General features: G+C 38.9%; 19 protein-coding genes. All 19 read right to left on the reverse strand.

Features of this window, described 5'->3' with window-relative positions; all coding sequences use genetic code 11:
- Nucleotides 1-21: 21 nt before the first annotated feature.
- Entirely contained in the window at nt 22-1,344 is a 1,323-nt protein-coding gene (gene rsxC, locus TEPIRE1_RS09400) for an electron transport complex subunit RsxC (protein WP_013778937.1), read from the reverse strand.
- Between the two features lie 229 nt (nt 1,345-1,573).
- The gene (locus TEPIRE1_RS09405) at nt 1,574-2,413 is read right to left on the reverse strand and encodes a formate/nitrite transporter family protein (protein ID WP_013778938.1); all 840 of its coding nucleotides are present in this window, start codon (nt 2,411-2,413) and stop codon (nt 1,574-1,576) included.
- Nucleotides 2,414-2,625: 212 nt separating this feature from the next.
- Nucleotides 2,626-4,380 carry an NADH-dependent [FeFe] hydrogenase, group A6 gene (locus TEPIRE1_RS09410; protein WP_013778939.1) on the reverse strand — a complete coding sequence of 585 codons (1,755 nt, stop codon included), beginning with the start codon at nt 4,378-4,380 and terminating at the stop codon, nt 2,626-2,628.
- A gap of 27 nt (nt 4,381-4,407) precedes the next feature.
- Nucleotides 4,408-6,201 carry an NADH-quinone oxidoreductase subunit NuoF gene (gene nuoF, locus TEPIRE1_RS09415; RefSeq protein WP_013778940.1) on the reverse strand — a complete coding sequence of 598 codons (1,794 nt, stop codon included), beginning with the start codon at nt 6,199-6,201 and terminating at the stop codon, nt 4,408-4,410.
- 33 nt (nt 6,202-6,234) lie between these two features.
- Nucleotides 6,235-6,609, reverse strand: a complete 375-nt coding sequence (locus tag TEPIRE1_RS09420) for a (2Fe-2S) ferredoxin domain-containing protein (protein ID WP_013778941.1) — start codon at nt 6,607-6,609, stop codon at nt 6,235-6,237.
- A gap of 1 nt (nt 6,610) precedes the next feature.
- On the reverse strand, nt 6,611-7,159 hold the full coding sequence (locus TEPIRE1_RS09425) for an ATP-binding protein (protein WP_013778942.1): 549 nt from the start codon (nt 7,157-7,159) through the stop codon (nt 6,611-6,613).
- A gap of 2 nt (nt 7,160-7,161) precedes the next feature.
- Nucleotides 7,162-7,650, reverse strand: a complete 489-nt coding sequence (nuoE, locus tag TEPIRE1_RS09430) for an NADH-quinone oxidoreductase subunit NuoE (RefSeq protein WP_013778943.1) — start codon at nt 7,648-7,650, stop codon at nt 7,162-7,164.
- A 62-nt stretch (nt 7,651-7,712) separates the two neighbouring features.
- Nucleotides 7,713-8,459, reverse strand: coding sequence for a PHP domain-containing protein (locus TEPIRE1_RS09435; protein ID WP_013778944.1), 747 nt, complete (start codon nt 8,457-8,459; stop codon nt 7,713-7,715).
- On the reverse strand, nt 8,459-8,803 hold the full coding sequence (locus TEPIRE1_RS09440; protein ID WP_013778945.1) for an HPr kinase: 345 nt from the start codon (nt 8,801-8,803) through the stop codon (nt 8,459-8,461). Before TEPIRE1_RS09440 ends, TEPIRE1_RS09435 begins: the two co-directional genes overlap by 1 nt.
- Nucleotides 8,804-8,815: 12 nt before the next feature.
- Nucleotides 8,816-10,138 (reverse strand): [Fe-Fe] hydrogenase large subunit C-terminal domain-containing protein, encoded by a 1,323-nt coding sequence (locus tag TEPIRE1_RS09445; protein WP_015295657.1) that lies wholly within the window; start codon nt 10,136-10,138, stop codon nt 8,816-8,818.
- Nucleotides 10,139-10,162: 24 nt separating this feature from the next.
- On the reverse strand, nt 10,163-10,963 hold the full coding sequence (locus TEPIRE1_RS13505) for an ATP-binding protein (protein ID WP_013778947.1): 801 nt from the start codon (nt 10,961-10,963) through the stop codon (nt 10,163-10,165).
- Nucleotides 10,963-11,592, reverse strand: coding sequence for a redox-sensing transcriptional repressor Rex (locus TEPIRE1_RS09455; RefSeq protein ID WP_013778948.1), 630 nt, complete (start codon nt 11,590-11,592; stop codon nt 10,963-10,965). The genes TEPIRE1_RS13505 and TEPIRE1_RS09455 overlap by 1 nt, the downstream gene beginning before the upstream one ends.
- Before the next feature lie 133 nt (nt 11,593-11,725).
- The gene (locus TEPIRE1_RS09460; protein ID WP_013778949.1) at nt 11,726-12,784 is read right to left on the reverse strand and encodes an FAD:protein FMN transferase; all 1,059 of its coding nucleotides are present in this window, start codon (nt 12,782-12,784) and stop codon (nt 11,726-11,728) included.
- 39 nt (nt 12,785-12,823) lie between these two features.
- Nucleotides 12,824-14,074: a DUF1015 domain-containing protein gene (locus TEPIRE1_RS09465; protein WP_013778950.1), complete on the reverse strand. Its 1,251-nt coding sequence runs from the start codon at nt 14,072-14,074 to the stop codon at nt 12,824-12,826.
- Between the two features lie 154 nt (nt 14,075-14,228).
- Nucleotides 14,229-15,203: an ABC transporter ATP-binding protein gene (locus tag TEPIRE1_RS09470; protein WP_013778951.1), complete on the reverse strand. Its 975-nt coding sequence runs from the start codon at nt 15,201-15,203 to the stop codon at nt 14,229-14,231.
- Nucleotides 15,204-16,190, reverse strand: coding sequence for an ABC transporter ATP-binding protein (locus TEPIRE1_RS09475; RefSeq protein WP_013778952.1), 987 nt, complete (start codon nt 16,188-16,190; stop codon nt 15,204-15,206). It abuts the gene before it with no gap.
- A gap of 11 nt (nt 16,191-16,201) precedes the next feature.
- Nucleotides 16,202-17,119, reverse strand: coding sequence for an ABC transporter permease (locus TEPIRE1_RS09480; RefSeq protein ID WP_013778953.1), 918 nt, complete (start codon nt 17,117-17,119; stop codon nt 16,202-16,204).
- Nucleotides 17,120-17,133: 14 nt separating this feature from the next.
- Complete coding sequence (locus TEPIRE1_RS09485; protein WP_013778954.1) at nt 17,134-18,060, reverse strand: ABC transporter permease; 927 nt, start codon at nt 18,058-18,060, stop codon at nt 17,134-17,136.
- Between the two features lie 87 nt (nt 18,061-18,147).
- The gene (locus TEPIRE1_RS09490; protein WP_013778955.1) at nt 18,148-19,806 is read right to left on the reverse strand and encodes an ABC transporter substrate-binding protein; all 1,659 of its coding nucleotides are present in this window, start codon (nt 19,804-19,806) and stop codon (nt 18,148-18,150) included.
- Nucleotides 19,807-19,946: the final 140 nt, after the last annotated feature.

A 19,946-nucleotide genomic window follows, 5' to 3' on the forward strand; every position in this document is an offset into this window, starting at 1 on the left:
ACTGAAAAGTTTATTTTTTATTTATTTATTTTTCTTCTTCAATGCTATAATATGACTCTTGGCAACTCTTATATGCTGAGTTAATGGTATATGAGCCGGGCATACGTATGAGCAGCATCCGCACTCGATGCAATCTAATGCATGGTAATTTTCTGCTTCTGCCCACATGCCTCTTTCAGTAAATTTAGCAAGATTTGTCGGCAAAAGATTTATGGGACATGCATCAACGCATCGGGCACATCGTATGCAGGGCGAAGGTTCAAATAACTTAACATCCGACTTTTCCAAGACTAATATACCTGAAGTACCTTTTATCGCCGGCACATCAAGCTCAGATTGAGCCAATCCCATCATAGGACCTCCCATAAGAACTTTACCCGGTATGCCTTTAAAACCACCGCACTGTTCAATAATATCTATCAAGGAAGTCCCAATCCTTATTAAAAGGTTCTTAGGCTCCTTTATTCCTGAGCCGGTTACCGTAGTTATCCTTTCAATCAAAGGCATGCCGGTCTTCAATGCACTTGCAATAGCCGCACATGTCCCTGCATTGTTTACGATAACCCCTACATCCATAGGCAGACCGCCTGAAGGAACTTCTCGACCGGTAACAGCTTTTATTAGCTGTTTTTCGCCTCCTTGTGGGTATTTAGTAGCTAAGACCACTACTTCAATACCTTTCTTACCTGCAATTGCTTTGCTGATTGAATCTATCGCATCCGGTTTATTGTCTTCTATTCCTATGAAGCTTTTTTTGACACCCGTTGCCTTCATAATGGCCTCAAGACCAAATATGACATCTTCAGGGCGTTCAAGTAACAATCTATGGTCTGCCGTAATGTATGGCTCACATTCGGCAGCATTTACAATAATAGTATCAATATTCTTTTCTGGAGGTACAGATAATTTGACCTGAGTAGGGAAACCGGCACCGCCAAGACCTGTTATTCCGGCTTCTCTTATAAGGTTTTTTATCTCATCCTGTGTCAATTGTTCGATTGGTTTAGAAGGTACTACACCTTCAAATAATTCGTCTTTTCCGTCAGATTCGATAACAACCGACATCATTAGTCCTCCACCCGGCCAAGACCTAGGTTCTACAGCAACTACTTTCCCCGAAACACTGGCATGAACAGGTGCTGACACAAAAGCTTTTGCCTCGCCAATCTTTTGACCTTTCTTAACCAAATCTCCGACTTTTACTATCGGCTCACATGGAGCACCTATATGCATGCCCATAGGAATTGTAACCTTCTTAGGCAGGACAGCCTTTTCAATTGGTTTATTTTTTGTTAAATCTTTATTATACGGAGGATGTATACCTCCTTTGAAGGTTTTAAGCATTGTTTCACCTCTTCCTTTGAGCTTGAGCTAACTTAAATACTATTCGACAATATTTATTAAAAACCTCTTATTTTTAGAAAAAGTTTTTGATAAAGTATATAGTATACACTTTTATTAACTCTTTTTATATAATATCATATTCGGAAAAAAATTTTATTTATCTTGTGCAGATAAATTTTGTGTCGATTTTAATCTAAAATCCTTCAAGTTAATATTTGATATTTCCCTTTTACTTTTTAAAATTCATTTTATCAGGAGTATATCTATAAACATACCAATAAGACAAGCCGATTATGATAGCCCCGCCTAAAATATTTCCGACAGTAACGGGAACCAGATTTGCCAAAAGTCCGCTCAAATTTAATTTACCAAGAGATGCCGCCGCAATTTGACCTGCTTTAAGATAATCTGCATTTGATTTAGCAAAAATGCCTGCCGGTATAAAATACATGTTAGCAACACTGTGTTCAAAACCGGACATTACGAAAAGCATAATAGGAAACCAGATAGCAGAAATTTTACTTACAATATCTTTAGCGGCAGTTGCCATCCAAACAGCTAAAACTACCATAATATTGCACAACAACCCCCTAATCAACGCTTGACTAAAAGGTAATGAAACTTTAGCAATAGCTGTCTTGATTGCGGCTGCACCCAAAAGCCCACCGGCACTGTCAAAAAGGCCGCTGCGGCTGACCAAAAATGCAAACAGAACTGATCCTATAAAGTTTGCTATGTATACTACAATCCAATTTCTGAGAAGTTCACTGAAACTTATTTTTTTATCCATAAGTCCGATTATCATCAGATTGTTGCCGGTAAAAAGCTCTGCTCCGGCAAGTACAACAAGAATTAATCCTACTGGGAACACCGCTCCGCTAGCAAATTTAGATAAGCCAGGATTTTTAATAGCATAAGATATGGTTTGCGATGCAAAACCTGCAAAAGCTATATAAATTCCAGCTAAAACCCCTAAAATAAATAAGTTGGTTATAGAATTTTTTGCTTTACTTACAGAAATATTGTCATATACCTCTGCTACTTCTTTAGGACTATAAAAATTATTCATTATTTAAACCTCCTTTGTTAATTTTTTAACATTAATTTTAAAAATAAAAAAATATTAACCTGATTATATAACAGAACTAATCTGTATTCAACAAGTTTTAATATTTGTTAATTAATTAGCAAAAAGTTAAGAAAATAGGTGGAAAGTAAGGCTATATCACATGTTCCTTAACTTTCCACCCTGATATGTCAAATAATATCTATCCTATTTGCTTACTGTTTAGTTGCAGGATATAATTCGCGCTTTGTATAGTGTGTATGAAGTAACTCATGTGATTTTTCACCAAGAGGCTCTCCCAAAAACTCTTTATACAAAGCCTTGACTGCTGGATTTTCATGAGATTTTCTCAGCGGCATATTACGGTCAACCTCATATATAGCCTTTGCTCTTTCTTCTCTATAGTCGGCTTCCCAGCGTTCATCGGCGCTTAGTATAGGCTGGCCTCCACCTCCAACGCATCCTCCTGGACAGGCCATAATTTCTATAAAATGATAGTTTGCTTCACCATTTTTTACCCTATCCAAAACAGCCCTGGCATTGGATAGGCCGTGTGCTACCGCAATATTAACCTTAATGCCTTCTATATCGATGGTAGCTTCTTTTACTCCTTCAACACCTCTAACTTCTGTAAAATCTATATTTTTCAATTCCTTCTTTGTTACTATTTCATAAACGGTCCTTAAGGCAGCTTCCATAACACCACCGGTAGCTCCAAATATGGCACCGGCTCCCGTAGATATTCCCAATGGTTCGTCAAATTCTTCATCCGGTAGCTTGTTTGGGTTTATTCCGGCTTCTTTAAGCATCCTTGAAAGTTCACGGGTAGTCAGTGCTACATCTACATCTTGATATCCGCTGGAGAACATTTCTGGACGCTTACATTCATATTTTTTTGCAGTACACGGCATAATGGAAACTGAGAAAATCTTCGATGGATCTATTCCCATTTTTTCCGCATAATAGGTCTTAACAAGAGCTCCAAACATTTGCTGCGGTGACTTGCATGTAGAAAGATTGTCAAGAAATTCAGGATAGTAGTGCTCGCAGAACTTAATCCAGCCGGGACTGCATGATGTGATAAGCGGAAGTTTACCGCCGTTTTGCAGTCTATCCAGAAATTCCGAACCTTCTTCTAAAATAGTAAGGTCAGCAGAAAAGTCCGTATCAAAGACCTTGTCGAAGCCGAGTCTTCTCAAGGCTGCCGGTAATTTCTTAGTAACAATAGTGCCCAATTCCCCACCGAATTCTTCACCTAATGATACCCTAATAGCTGGTGCAGTTTGAACTATAACATATTTTTCAGGGTCAGCTAAAGCTTTCCAAACTTTATCTGTATCGTCTTTTTCTTTTAAAGCACCGACCGGGCATGCCATTATGCACTGACCGCAATTAACACACGAAACTTCACTGAGGCTCATGTCGTATACCGGTGCAATTACAGTATTGAATCCACGGTAGTTAGGGGATATAACACCTACGCCCTGCACTTTATGGCATGTGCTTACACACCTTCTGCACAAAATGCATTTTGATGTATCCCTTACTATAGAAGGTGAAAAATCATCATATTGTGCTTTGCTTTTTTCACCGGGATACCTTATTGCTTGAACACCAAGCTCTTCCGACAACTTCTGAAGCTCGCAATTGAGATTTCTTATACATGTCGGACATTCTAAATTATGGTCTGAAAGCAGCAATTCTAAAGTTACTTTTCGCGACTCTCTTACAGCCGCTGAATTGGTAATAACCTCCATACCATCCGACACAGGTAAAACACAAGCTGTCTGTAATGACTTAGCTCCTTTTACTTCTACAACACACATTCGGCAGGCACCTATTTCGTTTACTCCTTTTAAAAAGCAAAGTGTAGGAATTCTGATTCCGGCTTTTCGGGCAGCCTCAAGCACTGTAGCATCTTTTGGAGCTTGCACTTTTATACCGTCTATCGTCAATGTCACCATATCCATGAGTTTTTATCTCTCCCTTCTCTAATGCTATATTTTAACAATGGCACCAAACGGGCATCTGTCAAAACAACTGTTACATTTTATACACTTGTCTGTATCTATTTTATGAGGCTGCCTTCTTTCTCCGCTGATCGCTTGAGTAGGACAAACTTTTAGACACATTCCGCAGCCTTTGCATTTATCAGCTATGATTTCGTAATGCACTAAAGCCTTACAGGCACCGGCAGGGCATTTTTTATCTTTAATATGTGCTTCATATTCATCTCTGAAGTACCTAATTGTGGACAACACCGGATTGGGAGCTGTTTGACCAAGACCGCACAATGCAGAAGCCTTTATACTATTGGCTAGATTTTCCAAAAGTTCTATATCTCCTTCTTCTCCCTCACCGTTGGTTATCCTTTCAAGAATTTCCAGCATTCGCTTAGTTCCAATCCTGCAAGGCGGGCATTTGCCGCAGGATTCTTCTTGGGTAAAGGTTAAAAAGAATTTAGCTATATCCACCATACAGTTGTCTTCATCCATGACGATCATTCCGCCTGAACCCATCATCGAGCCTGCTTGAATCAGTGTATCATACTCAATGGGCATATCTAGAAGAGATGCAGGCAGACATCCGCCGGAAGGACCTCCGGTTTGAACTGCCTTGAATTTTTTATTATTCGGTATACCGCCGCAAATATCGTAAATAACTTCTTTAAGCGTAGTTCCCATGGGAATCTCTACAAGACCTGTATGATTGATTTTACCGCCCACAGCAAATACTTTAGTTCCCTTGCTTTTCTCAGATCCTACACTTGAAAACCACTTTGCACCTTTGAGAATGATTTCGGGTACATTGGCATATGTTTCAACATTATTTATAATTGTGGGTTTATCCCAAAGTCCTTTATTTGCCGGAAACGGCGGCCTGGGTCTCGGCTCACCGCGGCGCCCTTCAACAGAAGCAAGTAGTGCCGTTTCTTCACCGCATACAAAAGCTCCTGAGCCAAGTCTTATAAAGATGTCAAAACTAAAATCTGTTCCCAGAATGTTTTTACCTAACAGGCCGTGGTTTCTAGCTTGTTCAATAGCTATTTCCAGACGTTTTACGGCTATGGGATACTCTGCCCTTACATATATATAGCCTTCACTTGCTCCAATGGCATATCCTGCAATCTCCATGGCTTCCAGCACCGTATGCGGATCGCCTTCTAATATACTGCGATCCATGAAAGCCCCCGGGTCTCCTTCATCGGCATTACATACCACATATTTTATGTCGCCTTGAGCATTTGCAGCAAACTGCCATTTAGTTCCTGTTGAAAATCCTCCGCCTCCGCGGCCTCTTAGCCCGGACTGTTTTACTTCATCGATTACTTGCTGTGGAGTCATTTCGGTTAATGCCTTGGCTAAAGCTCTGTAACCGTCATTTGCAATGTATTCCTCAATTATCTCCGGATTAATGAGTCCGCAATGCCTTAGCGCAATGCGCTTTTGTCTTTTATAAAAATCAATATCCATCAAAGAACGATAGCGCTCTTTTGTATCTCGTTCTTTATATAAAAGGCGTTCAACAATACGGCCTTTTAACAAATGCTCTTCAACAATTTCCGGCACATCTTCCGCTTTTACTGTGCAGTAATAACTTCCCTCCGGATAAATAAGCACATTAGGTCCCAGTTCACAAAGGCCTAAACAGCCTGTCTGAACTACTTTTACTTCTTTAGAAAGCCCTTTCTTTTCGATTTCTTTTTCAAAAGCTTCCATTATGGGTTCACTGCCGGAAGCTACACATCCGGTGCCTTTGCAGACCAGAACATGAGCCCTGTATATTTCCATTTTTACAACCTCCTCAAGTCCTCGTAATTATTATCATATATTTGGTACTACATATTCATCAACAACTTGGTTATTAATAATATGCTTGACAACAACTTCCCTAGCCTTTTCTGGAGTCATATTTACATAAGTCACTTTTGGATTATCCGGTTTAATAACATCCACAAGCGGTTCATACTGGCAAAGACCAATGCAGCCTGTTTCAGTTACAATAACATCATCAATGTTTCTCTTTTTTAATTCATCTAATATTGCTAACATAACAGCTCTGGCACCGGCAGCAATGCCACAAGTCCCCATGCCTACAACTACACGGGTCTTAGTTTCATTGTCAACTCTTAAATTTATCATATCTTTGGCCTGTTCTCTGATTTTCTCAAGATCCTCTATCGACTTGATTACTGACATTTTACGCACCTCCGTTAATTTCCTTTAAGTTGTCTTGTATAAATCTTTTAATCCAATCCAACACCATAGGATTATTTATCGGCACTTCTTGAAGTATCTTCTTTACTTCACGAGTATCCAGTACAAATGCTTTATCTCCTACACAATGTCGATATATAAAATCCACATCAGGATGCACGGCAACTAAAGAAACCATAGTATCAGCCATGCTGCCTATAGGAGCTCTGTCAATATGCTTAAGGACAAAAGTTGCTATAACTTCTGTTCCCTTGCCTTTTTCAGAGTAAACTTTCAAATCTCCTCCACAGCTTTTAGCCGCTTGAGCAAAAAGCGGTATACCCATTCCCACTTTTCGAGTTGTCCTTGTAGTGAAAAACGGATCAATAACTTTCTTAGACATTTCCTCGTCCATGCCTGCCCCGTTATCTTTAATTTTTATTGTGAGTAAATCATTTTTTACATCTTCAATAATGTCAATTTCAACAAGGGATGCTTTAGCCCCTAGCGAGTTTTGAACTACATCTAAAATATGCAGAGAAAGCTCTTTCATAATTATTCAAATTTCTTAAGAATATCAGGAATCTTGTCGGGGGTTAATCTGCCGTATACTTCATCATTGATAATAATAGCCGGGGCCAGGCCACAAGCACCTATGCAGCGGCAGGCATTGAGGGAAAATTTACCGTCATCGGTTGTATCTCCGACTTCAATTCCTAGCTCAGTTTTTAATCTATCAAGTACCTTCTCGGCTCCTCTTACATAACAGGCAGTTCCCAAACATGTGCGTATTTGATACTTACCTTTTGGTTTAAGACTAAAAAAAGAGTAAAATGTGATGGTGCTATAGACTTCACTTAAAGTAATATCTAGAGTTTCTGCTACCATTTCTTGAACTTCTATGGGGAGATAACCCATAATATTCTGAGCTTCTTGGAGCGCCTGCAATAAAGTTCCCTTCTGGCCTTTATACTTTTTTAACATTTCTTCGATTTGTTTGAGCTTATCAGTAAATTCTTGCTGCTGATTTAAAGCTACCGCCATATTCATTCTCTCCTTTGTATGTTATAGTTCTCTCTTTCACTATTTACTTTAATAATTAGCAACTACTCTTTAATAAATACATTCCTCCCCTCTAAGCCTCTAAAAGCCATCGCGATTTCGCTGTATTCTAAAGATTCTATATAGAAAAAGGTTTTCTGGTAAACCATTTCTTTCAAGCTGTGAGCATCAGAAGATGTTATTAAAGTATATTTATTAATACCGTGAAACGATTTTCTGAAATCCGCTTCTGAAATTGCTCTGGAAAATTCTACCGCATCTATTTTTAATTTCTCTGGAATAAAGCCGAGCTGACTAACAATGCTGTAATGTTTTCTGTCTACATGTGCAGGAATTAATAAACCGTTTAGCTTCGATACCTTTTCCGATATTTCTTCTACCGTCAGCGAGGTCGACGTCAAAAGCATTCGATTTTCTTCACCCAAGATGTTTCCCTGGCCATCCACAATCCATTGATGACCAAAGTAACGCGGTTTATTCTCTATCTGTGGTAAACAGCAATAAACATATTCTTGCCATTCTAACACCTCATCTAGATTTTCAAAAAAACACAGCATATGGACTTCTTCAGCGCTTTGTACTTCAATTCCCGGAATGACGAGAATATCATAATCCTTTGCAGTTTCTAACATGCTCTTTGCATTTTTTGCCGAATTATGGTCGCATACACCTAATATTTTAGTGCCCATCAGTTTTGCCATATTTAATATGTTTATCGGAACCATGTCATCATCGGCGCAAGGTGATAAGCAAGTATGAATATGAAGATCTGCAGGAAACTCGGCAAGCATTACTTAGACTCCCTTGATAACAGATTATACAGTATACCGCATAATTCAAAAATTGATTTTTCACTGGAGTAAATTGGTATGTTCTCCTCTTCCGCTTTTTTTAATGTGTTTTCTTCAATATTGACATTTTCAGCCACAATTATTGCTGCAAGATTTAAGAGTGAAGCCACCGCCACTATATTCTGATGGCTTTGAATTGTTATCCAAACCTCATTTTCCTTAGCATGAGCCATTACCCAACTCAAAAGATCCGAAGCATATCCGCCTCGAACATCTCTATCAAGGTTTGTGCTTTTAGTAACTAACTTTAAGTTAAGTATTTCTTGCATTTCTTTTAAATTCACCGGTTATCACTCCTACCTTTCCTTTGTATCCATGGTTGGAGGCAACTTTTGTGCAAGGTCATACATCTCGCCGGCCAGGTGTTTTACTCTATCTCTAAGCTTAAATATGCAATCTTCTTCATTTGCTTGACCTTTTACAATATCTTCGGCCAGGGCCCTGCAATTAGGCGAGCCGCAGCTGCCGCAATCCAGTCCCGGAAGATCCTTTACTGTTTTTTCTAAAAGTTCCATCTTGCGGATTGCTTCAACCAAATCATCGTCTAATTTAAGAGAAGATTTTGGAAGAATTTTTCCTTCTAAATTAAAATATCCATTCTTAAACTGCTCTACAACTTCATTTTTATTAATGGGACTGTTAGAACCAAGTTTTTCTGATAATCTTCGTATTTTGACCCGTGCTATATACTGACTTTCTACAGTAAGTGCACCGCCGATACATCCGCCTATGCATGCTTGACACTCAATATAGTCTATGTCAAAAAGTTTGTTCATTTCAACTTCTTCTAATACTTCTATACAATTGTGAATTCCATCTACAGCCAAGTAATTGTCGCCGCCTATGGCTAAGTTTTCTCCACCGGCCCTGCCCCATCCTATTCCAAGGCCGGAAGAACTGTTAAATATTGATTCAAATTCTTCGCCGTCCAGATTTTTTACTATATCACCAAAAATCCCAGAAATCGAAATTACTCCATCTACATAGGATTTATCTGAACCTATGGGCTGTCTGACGGAGGTAGCTTTGGCAGGACAAGGGCTGATAAAAAAGACTCCAATTTCCTCTGCCTTATAGCCAAACTCTTTGTTTAAAATCTCCTTGGCACGTCTTGCAGCAATTTCCATTGGCGATTTGATGGGTATAATGTTTTTTATGAGTTCCGGAAATCTTACTTGTATAAGACGCATAACAGCAGGGCAAGATGACGAAATAAGCGGTCTTACATCTTTATGTGTGCTAATATATTCCCTAATAGCAATAGTAACTTCTTCAGCTGCTAATGGAACCTCGTAAACCTCGTCAAACCCGATTTTCTTTAGTGCATATATGATATTCTTCGTTGAGGTGCCTTCCTTAAATTGACCGAAAAGGCTGGGAGCGGGAAGTGCTACCTTGAACTTGAATTCTTTCAATCTTGATATACTATCTGTAGCTGCATATTTTGCACTATTAGGGCATATCCGTATGCACTCGCCGCAGTCTATGCATTTATTATCTAAAATATGTGCCTTCCCATTTCTTACTCTTATTGCTTCAGTGGGACATCCCTTAATACAATTTGTGCAACCCTTACATTTATCAACATCAAGAGTAACCGAATGATAATGTTGTTGCAAAAAAATCACCAGCTTTCAGCCATGCTATAAATTAATAACCATTCTTACTTTTGTTCCTTTTCCAACAACAGAATCTATCTCGAAAACATCGGTAAATTTCTTCATATTAGGAAGACCCATACCTGCACCAAAGCCCAATTCTCTTATACGAGCCGGAGCAGTAGAATATCCCTCTTCCAAAGCCTTTTGTACATCTGGAATTCCAGGGCCTTGGTCTTCAGCAACTAATTCTATATATGCGGGTGTAATAGCAAAAATAAGTTGCCCTTTATGAGCATGGATTACAATATTCATTTCGGCTTCATATGCAGCAATAGAAACCCTTCTTATAATCGAAGGATCTATTCCTATTTGTTTCAATACCATTTTCGCTTGTTCGGCTGCCTTACCGGCATTATTAAAATCGTTGCCGATTATGTCATAAGTAAGTTTCATGGTCTGAGCCGACTCGGCTCGTTCGGACCTCAAACTCATATCTTTTGTATGAGCTTGTCTAAGGCCTGCCTCATACAAGATTCCGCATGTTTCATACAGCGGCAAACTAGTCCTCAACAGCGGAACTTTGACTTGTCGTGCCAGTTCTATGACATCCTTAGGAGGAATTTTGCCTCGCACAAACGTAATCGCAACAAAATCGCCCATAACCGCTGTTTGTATAATCTGTCTATGGGTTAGGCCCGTTAGAAGAACGGCATTGATTTTAGTATCCGCTAAAATATCACTCATGAGATCCGCACCGCAAGCGCTCAAAACTTCAGTATCTAAAAATTCATCTCCCCAAAGCACTTCAGCCTGAAGCAGCTCCTTTATTTTTGACAGTTTCATCAAGCATCCTCCAGATAATATGTCAAATATTCCAATTGAGCAGATAAATCAACTCTCCTTAAGATTATATTTTCATCTACGGTAATATTTATGGGAGCAAAATTTATTATCCCTCTTATACCTGCTTTTACTAATTTATCGGCTACTTCTTGGGCTGCCTGCGCCGGTACTGCAATAATTCCCAGAGTTATTTTTAGCTCCTTAACTTTTTCGTTTAAAGAATCTAGATGGCAGATGTTTATATTAGATATTTTTTTTCCTACTTTTTTTGGATCATTATCAAAGATACAAGCTATATCAAATCCTCTTTGATAGAAACCCTTATATTGAGAAAGGGCTTTTCCTAAATTGCCGGCTCCAACAATGGCTACCGACCAATGTTTGTCCAGTCCTAAAATCTTCATTATATAATTATAAAGCTCTTTAGAATTATAGCCTACTCCTCTTGTTCCAAATTCTCCAAAATATGCTAAGTCTTTACGAACTTGAGCAGGAGTGACACCGGTTGCCTTCGCAATATGCTGCGACGACACGGTTGTTATCCCTTTTTCGTGAGCTTCAATTAAATATCTTGAATATAATGATAAACGACCGATGGTAGCGTCCGGTATTTTAATCTTTTTTAGCATAGCTATGCAACACTCCTTCGCAACTAATTTTAGCACAACAGTACTCTTTTTACAATAGAAAAAGTGAAATAAGTCACAATGTTATATTATTATCAAAATCTTTGTTAATTATTTAACAAATTCAATCCATAATCTACTCAATGCAACTTTCCATTTTGAAACGTTTATTTGTAACTTTGAAATTGTATTTATTGATTCCGGAACTTGCATATACTTTATAATCGCCGGTTACAAAAACTGCCTCTATGTTTTTTTGACCATTTACAAATTTTATTCCATCACTTAACCCCATGGAAAAGACAACAGTTGACAGTGCATCCGCATCTATGGAACTATCTGATATAATTGTTACACTCATTAAACCATTTTCTATCGGAAATCCCGTATTTGTATCTAGGATATGATGATACTTCTTTCCATTCTCTTCAAAATACCTTTCATAAGGTCCGGAAGTAACTAAGGTTTTATCTGCCACTTCTACCGTAGCAAAGATGCTTCCCCTTACATCAAAAGGATCTTGCAAGCCTATTTTCCACGGCGTACCATCAGGTTTTGTACCTATAGCATAAAGATTGCCGCCTAAATCAATCAATCCGCTTTCTACGCCACTTTGCATTAAAACCTTAACCGACTCGTCTGCAGCATATCCTTTTGCAATTCCGCCCAAATCCAAAGCCATGCCTGCCTTTTTTAAAAATACGGCATTTTGGCTTTCATCAAGTTTTACTTGTGTGTAATCAATCAGTGATAAAGCTTTTTTTATTTCAGTAAGCGCAGGAATATGTGCCTTATCGGTACCAATACCCCATAACCTTACCAAAGGACCCACTGTTATATCAAATTTACCTTTTGACAGTCTGGAATACTGCAGACCCTTTTTAATAACGAAAAAAGTATCCGGGCTTACCTCGCAAAGCTCCTTTCCGGCTTTTTTGTTTAGCTCGATTAACTCGCTTGATTCAGCGTTTACCGTCATTTTTTTTTCAATATCGGCAATTCGATCAAATGCTTTATCGATAGCTTCAGAGGCATAAGGCCCAAAAGCCTCTATACTTATTACGGTATCGAGCAAAAAATTTGTCTTCGTAACCGGTTCACTGTTCTCGGAATTGCCACAAGCAGAAATACAAAAGATAAAAATAACAAGAAGGGTAAGGGCTTGTAATTTTGTTTTTAAAACATCGTATTTCATATCTATTTCCTCCCTTCGTAAAAAGTTTTTGTATTTCTGCTATTCCTTTATTGAGTGAATAAATATCCCGCTTTGTAATTTTGGTTCAAACCAAGTAGATTTCGGTGGCATTATCAAACCCGCATCGGCAATTTTCATAAGATCATCTATAGGTGTAGCAAACAGTGCAAAAGCTATACGCATCTGGCCACTGTCCACACGTCTTATTAATTCCTCCACACCTTTTACTCCACCTACAAAGTCAATCCGATCGTCAGTCCTTGGGTCAGTGATGCCAAAAACAGGTGAGATTATTAGATTGTGGAGTATTGATACATCTAAACTTTCTACAAGATCATCTCTATTAAAGCTGTTAGTTCTAACTTTAAAGCCATACCATTGTCCGCCCATATACATACCAAAAAAATGCTTTGCTTTGGGTTTGAAAGCTTCTTTGCCTTTATATATAAGTTCAAAATTTTTATCAATTTTCTCAAGTAATTCTTTTTCGCCAAGACCGTTTAATTTTTTTATTACTCTGTTATATTCAAGTATGGTCAGCTGTGTATCGGGAAAAATAACCGAAAGAAAATAATTGTATTCTTCGTTACCAGTATAATTAGGATTCTTTGCCCTTTCCGCCAATCCTACTTTTACGGCTGCGGCTGCTCTGTGATGACCGTCGGCTATATAAATTGCTCCCACACCTGCAAATAAGTCGACAATTTTTTTTATGGTTCTGTCATCATCAATAATCCATACAGTTTGAACAACCTTGTCACTTGAAACAAAATCATAAATCGGAGTATGTGATAAGGTCCAATCATCAACTATGCTTGTAATTTCACGATTTTCACGATAAGTCATAAGTATAGGCCCTGTATGGGCTTGAGTATACTTTACATGATTTATTCTGTCTTGCTCTTTAATTGGCAAAGTGTGTTCATGTTTCTTAATAACATCATTTAAGTAATCATCCAAAGATGTACAGGTCACTATACCTTTTTGACGCTTACCTTCTCTTTCTAATTGGTATATATACAGACACGGCTTTTTATCCTGTATGTATACCTTTGCTTCAATCATAGCACACAATTTCTCTCGAGCTTTTTCATATACTCTCGGATCATACAGATTTATTGGTTCTTTAAAAGCAATTTCCGCCCTGTCAATGTGTAAAAATGAGTATTCATTATCTTTTGTCAATTCCCTGGCTTCTTCTGTAGTTACTACGTCATAGGGTAGTGCTGCAACTTTTGGTGCCAGCTCAACTGTCGGTCTTAAAGCTTTGAACGGTTTTATTGTTGCCATATTATTCCTCCTGATTTTACTTGGTTTTATTAGTTTTTTATCTGCAATAACATAAAGGTCATCAAGTAATATCATTATTAATTATTACCTAATGACCTGATTGTAGCATATAGCGCTTATACCTTTCAATATTAAATTAGACATTTGATAAGAATTAGTATAAATGACATGCAATAAAGTGTTCTTTGCCAACATCTTTTAAAACCGGTTCCTGCTGACTGCATATTGGCATGGCATATCGACATCTCGTATGAAAGCGGCAACCTTGCGGAGGATTTATCGGTGTCGGTACATCACCTTCTAAAATTATCCTTTCTCTTTTAACTTCAGGATCAGGAATGGGTATTGCTGAAAGAAGTGCTTTAGTATAAGGGTGAAGCGGGTTATCGTATAGTTCATTTTTATCCGATACCTCTACGACCTTACCTAAATACATAACACAAACTCTATCACTTATATGTTTTACCACACTTAAATCATGTGATATGAATAAATAGGTAAGCTCAAATTTTTGTTGGAGTTCCTGCATAAGATTCAGCACTTGCGATCTCACTGAAACATCAAGTGCTGAAACTGGTTCATCACATATTATAAGCTCCGGGTCCACGGCCAATGCTCTAGCTATTCCGATCCTCTGGCGCTGACCTCCGGAAAATTCGTGGGGATAGCGTCTTATATGCTGGATATCCAATCCGACAACACTTAAAAGCTCAAGAACTTTTTCTTCCTTTTCCCGTCCTTTTGCCAAATTAAAAATATCCATGGGTTCGCCAATAATATCTCCCACTGTCATACGTGGATTCAACGATGCATATGGGTCCTGAAATATTATTTGCATTTTTTTGCGCATTTCTCTCATACGACTTTTTGTAAGTTTTAAAACATTTTGACCCTCATATATGATTTCACCCTCAGTTGCATCTATTAGCCTCAATATAACCCGACCTAAAGTAGATTTACCGCAACCGCTTTCTCCAACCAGGCCTAAAGTTTCTCCGCGCTTTATAAAGATATCTACTCCATCTACGGCTTTTACATAACCTACGGTCTTGCGAAGCAATCCCCCGGTTATTGGAAAATATTTTTTTAAGCCTTTAACTTCAAGTATTTTATTCTGACTAGAGTCCACTCATTCCGCCCCCTTCCACTCGTTGCAATATTTCCAACAACACACTTGATGACCGTTGATGGTTATAAGCTCAGGTTCCTTAGTAACACATATTTCTCTGGCTTCGGGACACCTAGGATGAAACCGACAGCCTTTAGGCATATTAAAAGGGTTCGGAACGGTTCCCTCTATGACATAAAGCTTTTCTTTAGGCTGGTCCAGCCGTGGAATAGACCCCATAAGGCCAATAGTATATGGGTGTTTCGGTTCTTTAAAAATAGTCCTGACATCTGCATATTCTACTACTTTGCCAGCATACATAACTAAAACGTTTTCAGCCATTTCAGCAACTACACCCAAATCATGAGTTATCAGCATGATGGAGGTATTTAATCTTTTCTTCAGATCCTTCATCAATTCCAATATCTGAGCTTGGATGGTAACATCTAGGGCCGTTGTAGGTTCATCAGCTATAAGCAGCGACGGATTACAAGAAAGAGCCATGGCTATCATTACCCTCTGCCGCATGCCACCACTCATTTGATGAGGAAAATCATTTACTCTTTTATCCGCCGATGGTATGCCGACAAGATTTAACATCTCAACAGTTTTATCCATTGCTTGCTTTTTGTTTAAACCCTGATGCAGCTCTATGGCTTCAGCAATTTGTTCCCCTACGGTAAAAACCGGATTCAGCGATGTCATAGGTTCTTGAAATATCATGGATATGTCATTTCCACGAATCTTACGCATTTCAGCTTCTGATTTTTGTAAGAGGTTTTCTCCCCTAAAGAGTATTTCCCCATCCACAATTTTCCCCGGAGGGCTGGGAATAAGCCTCAAAATAGACAAGGATGTAACGCTTTTGCCGCATCCTGACTCACCAACTATTCCCAACGTTTCTCCTTCTTTAATTTTAAAATCAACTCCGTCAACAGCCGGAACTACGCCGTCTTCAGTATAAAAATAGGTTTTTAGATTTTTTACTTCAACTAAATTTTCAGACACGATATCCCTCCTTACTGCTTAAGCCGGGGATCAAGAGCATCCCTCAGACCATCGCCGAAAAGATTAAATCCTAAAACCAATATCATAATAGCTAATCCGGGGAAAACAGACCACCACCATTGACCGGAAAGAAAATACTGTTTTCCTTCACTTATCATATATCCCCAGGCAGGTTTTGGCGGTTGAATTCCAAAACCTAAAAAGCTGAGGGATGATTCCAGCATAATTATACTGCCAATTTCCAAGGTAGTTTGAACTATAATAGGTGCTAAAATATTTGGCAGTATATGTTTAAATATAATCCTTTTGTCGTGACTACCGATGGCTGTTGCAGCTTCAACAAATTCCATCTCCTTAAGTTGAATAACTTGACCTCTTGCAACCCTTGCAAAGGACGCCCATGAAATAACGCCTATGGCCATGTAGAGCAGGGGTAGACTGGGCGGCAAATACGCTACCAATGCCAAAACAAATAATAAAAAAGGAAATGCAAAAATTACATTTGTAAGCCAACTTATAAAATCATCAATGATACCACCGTAGTAGCCCGCTATACTCCCAAGTATTACACCGATTATAACTGATATGGCCGTTGCTGCAAATCCTATCTGTAGAGAGATTCGCGCCCCGTAAATTACTCTGGTGTAAATATCCCTACCATATACATCAGTTCCAAACCAGTATTTGGAACAAGGCGGAACGAGTTTGGCAGAGGGGCCCTCTGTCCAAATAAACTGTTCATTAGGGTCATACCTGGTAATATATGGTGCGAAAATTGCAGCTAAACAGATTATTATAATAAGCCACATCCCAAACATGGCCAGTTTATTCCTCTTAAGTCTAATCCATCCGTCTGCCCAAAGACTGCGACCTTCCATTTTTTGATTGATATTCTTTTCTTCTTTTTGTTTTTCTGTTTTTGTTTCCATAACTCATCCCCCTATCAATCGTACTTTATTCTCGGATCAAAAAATGGATAAGAAAGATCGACAATAAGATTTGCTAAAACAAAAATAAATGCCATAAACAGCACAACTCCGCGTATAACCGGGAAATCCCGATTTGTTAAAGCTTCAACACTGAGCCTTCCTATGCCCGGCAATGAAAATATTTGCTCTGTAATTACCACACCGCTTAAAAGGCTTGCTACCTCTATACCTATGACGGTTACTACCGGGATTAATGCATTGCGCAGGGCATGCCTCATTATAACTACCCTCTCAGACAGTCCCTTTGCTCTGGCAGTTCGTATATAATCTTGTCTGACTATCTCCAGCATGCTTGAACGGGTAAGTCTTGCAATGAGAGCTGCCGGTCTTAATCCCAGAACAATTGACGGAAGCACATAATAAATCAACTCCCCGTTTCCCGTGCCGGTGCCGGGAATCCAGCCCAGTATTACACAAAAAAGCACCACAGCCAGCAGTGCCACCCAAAAAACAGGAGCTGATATTCCAAGAATGGCAAAAAACATTGCCCCATAATCAATCCATGAGTATTGCTTTACCGCTGAAATAATTCCCAGCGGAACACCAACAAGGATTGCTATTACCATAGCAAAAAATGCTAATTTAAATGTAACCGGAATCCTTGTAGTTATTGCCTCTACCACTGTCATATTATTTCTATAAGATTTGCCAAGATTCAATGTAAGCGCATTTTTCATAAAATCTAAAAATTGAATTGGAAGTGGTTTGTCAAGTCCCATTTCATGTCGTATTTTTGCAATAGTTTCAGGATTCCCCCTCTGCCCCATCATAATTCTTGCAGGGTCTCCCGGAACAATTGTAGTGAGTATAAATACTACGGCAATGACGCCTACCAATACCGGAATTGCTCCTACAAGCCTTCTTATGACATAATTCAGCAAATTCTTTTCCCTCCTCAGATCTAGGATGCTCTGCAATATATTTGTGCATGGCTTCCTTTTCAAAAGGAAGCCATGCCTTAGACTTTTTTATTTTTCTATATCCAAATTGGTATATTTAAGTGAATATGCACCAAAGAAAGGCACTCTCATATTTTTAACATAGGGCTGAGCTAGACCATGTGTGGTGTAATGATATATAAATAACCACGGTGCCTCTTCTCGAGCTATTGACTCAGCCTTTTTATAAAGTTCTTCACGCACGGCAGGATCCGTTTCAGTTCTTGCCTTCATTGTAATTTCATCAAAATCTTTGTTGCTAAATCCTGTATAGTTTCCATTTGGGCCGATATTATCGGAATGCAAGAGTACATACAGGAAATTGTCGGGATCAGGATAGTCGGCCGTCCACCCCATGCGGAAGAACGGCATCTCCAGCCTGTCGGCAGCATCAAGTAGAGCTCCCCAATCAATATTTTTTAAACTAACATCAATACCAGTCTGCTTAAATTGAGCTTGCAGTGCTTCGGCTATTCGTTTATGAGCATCGCTGGTATTATAAGTAAGCTCAACTTTTATGCCATTGGGATATCCGGCTTCCTTAAGCAATGCTTTCGCTTTTTCTACATCATAGGTATACTTGGGCTCAATACTCTCATCATATCCCATCATCCCCGGCGGTAGAGCACCGGATGCAGGAAGAGCTCTGCCGTTTCTTACTATGTCTATTAAGCCCTGACGGTCAATAGCGTAGTTGAAAGCCTGCCTCAGCGGTTTATTGTCCTTAAATGGGGCCATTGTAAGATTAAATCCGTAGTAATATGTGGCAAGTTCCGCTCTTTCAATAAAGTTCGGCATCTCTTTAGCTTCATGATAATACGGGTCATCAACTTCCTCGATTATATCAAAATTGCCTAAGCCGAATTCGGTCCACTGCATTGCCAAGTCTGTAACTATGCCGAATTCTACACCGTCAAGATAGGGCAGCTGATTGCCATTTTCATCTTTTGCCCAGTAATTTTCATTTTTAGAAAGCACAATTTTATCATCTTGTATCCATTCCTCAAATTTAAACGGACCTGTGCCTACGGGGTGGAAATTAAATTGATCCGTTCCATGCTTTTCCACATCTTCTTTAGGAAGAACATTAAAGGTATTGTAAGCCAAAACGCTGAGAAAAGGTGCAAAGGGATAATCCAGCTCTATTTTTATTGTATAATCATCGACCTTGGAAATTCCAGCAATTTGCTCGGTTTTCTTTTTCTGATAGTCTTCATAACCCTTAATCATGTCCAAGAAATACGCTCTCGGTGAATTGGTGTCCGGATTTAATATATAATTAAAGGACCAAATCCAGTCATCGGCAGTTACTTCGCGACCACCGTTAGCAGTTGGTTCTCCCGCAACTGAACTATGGAATTTAACGCCTTTTCTAAGATGGAAAACATATTCTAATGCATCTTCGGAAATATCCCAGGATTCCGCTAAAAGCGGCTGTACATTTCCATCATTATCATAATCCACAAGTGTTTCAAAAATCTGGTAGATCACCCTAGCGGAAGATGTATCTGTAGCAAAGACCGGGTCTAATTTGGGTGGGTTTGATATAATACCTACTCTGAGAATTTTAGATGCTTCTTTCTGGGGTTGCTCCTCTTTACCCTGCTCGGCCGGTTTTTGTCCACACCCTGCCAAAGCTGTCGCAGCTATCAACAAAGCAAGCATTACTATTAAACTTTTCTTTAACACTAAATCCCCTCCTAATAGAATTAGAATATTTAACTTTTGCATTAACTTGCTAAATCCCCCGATAAATCTTTTATATTTTGTAAGAAAATTCCCCCCCCTCAAAATTTGCTCATTTATATGATATTGTATAAGGCTACAGT

The organism is Tepidanaerobacter acetatoxydans Re1, from assembly GCF_000328765.2.
GTDB classification, from domain to species: Bacteria; Bacillota; Thermosediminibacteria; order Thermosediminibacterales; family Tepidanaerobacteraceae; genus Tepidanaerobacter; species Tepidanaerobacter acetatoxydans.

Coding starts and splice junctions, on each gene's coding strand:
- TEPIRE1_RS09480 (WP_013778953.1), bottom strand. CDS start 17,119: ATGGAAACAAAAACAGAAAAACAAAAAGAAGAAAAGAATATCAATCAA.
- nuoF (WP_013778940.1), bottom strand. CDS start 6,201: ATGGAAATATACAGGGCTCATGTTCTGGTCTGCAAAGGCACCGGATGT.
- rsxC (WP_013778937.1), bottom strand. CDS start 1,344: ATGCTTAAAACCTTCAAAGGAGGTATACATCCTCCGTATAATAAAGAT.
- TEPIRE1_RS09465 (WP_013778950.1), bottom strand. CDS start 14,074: ATGGCAACAATAAAACCGTTCAAAGCTTTAAGACCGACAGTTGAGCTG.
- TEPIRE1_RS09425 (WP_013778942.1), bottom strand. CDS start 7,159: ATGAAAGAGCTTTCTCTGCATATTTTAGATGTAGTTCAAAACTCGCTA.
- TEPIRE1_RS09405 (WP_013778938.1), bottom strand. CDS start 2,413: ATGAATAATTTTTATAGTCCTAAAGAAGTAGCAGAGGTATATGACAAT.
- TEPIRE1_RS09420 (WP_013778941.1), bottom strand. CDS start 6,609: ATGTCAGTAATCAAGTCGATAGAGGATCTTGAGAAAATCAGAGAACAG.
- TEPIRE1_RS09460 (WP_013778949.1), bottom strand. CDS start 12,784: ATGAAATACGATGTTTTAAAAACAAAATTACAAGCCCTTACCCTTCTT.
- TEPIRE1_RS09455 (WP_013778948.1), bottom strand. CDS start 11,592: ATGCTAAAAAAGATTAAAATACCGGACGCTACCATCGGTCGTTTATCA.
- TEPIRE1_RS09410 (WP_013778939.1), bottom strand. CDS start 4,380: ATGGATATGGTGACATTGACGATAGACGGTATAAAAGTGCAAGCTCCA.
- TEPIRE1_RS13505 (WP_013778947.1), bottom strand. CDS start 10,963: ATGAAACTGTCAAAAATAAAGGAGCTGCTTCAGGCTGAAGTGCTTTGG.
- TEPIRE1_RS09435 (WP_013778944.1), bottom strand. CDS start 8,459: ATGCTTGCCGAGTTTCCTGCAGATCTTCATATTCATACTTGCTTATCA.
- nuoE (WP_013778943.1), bottom strand. CDS start 7,650: ATGGCGGTAGCTTTAAATCAGCAGCAAGAATTTACTGATAAGCTCAAA.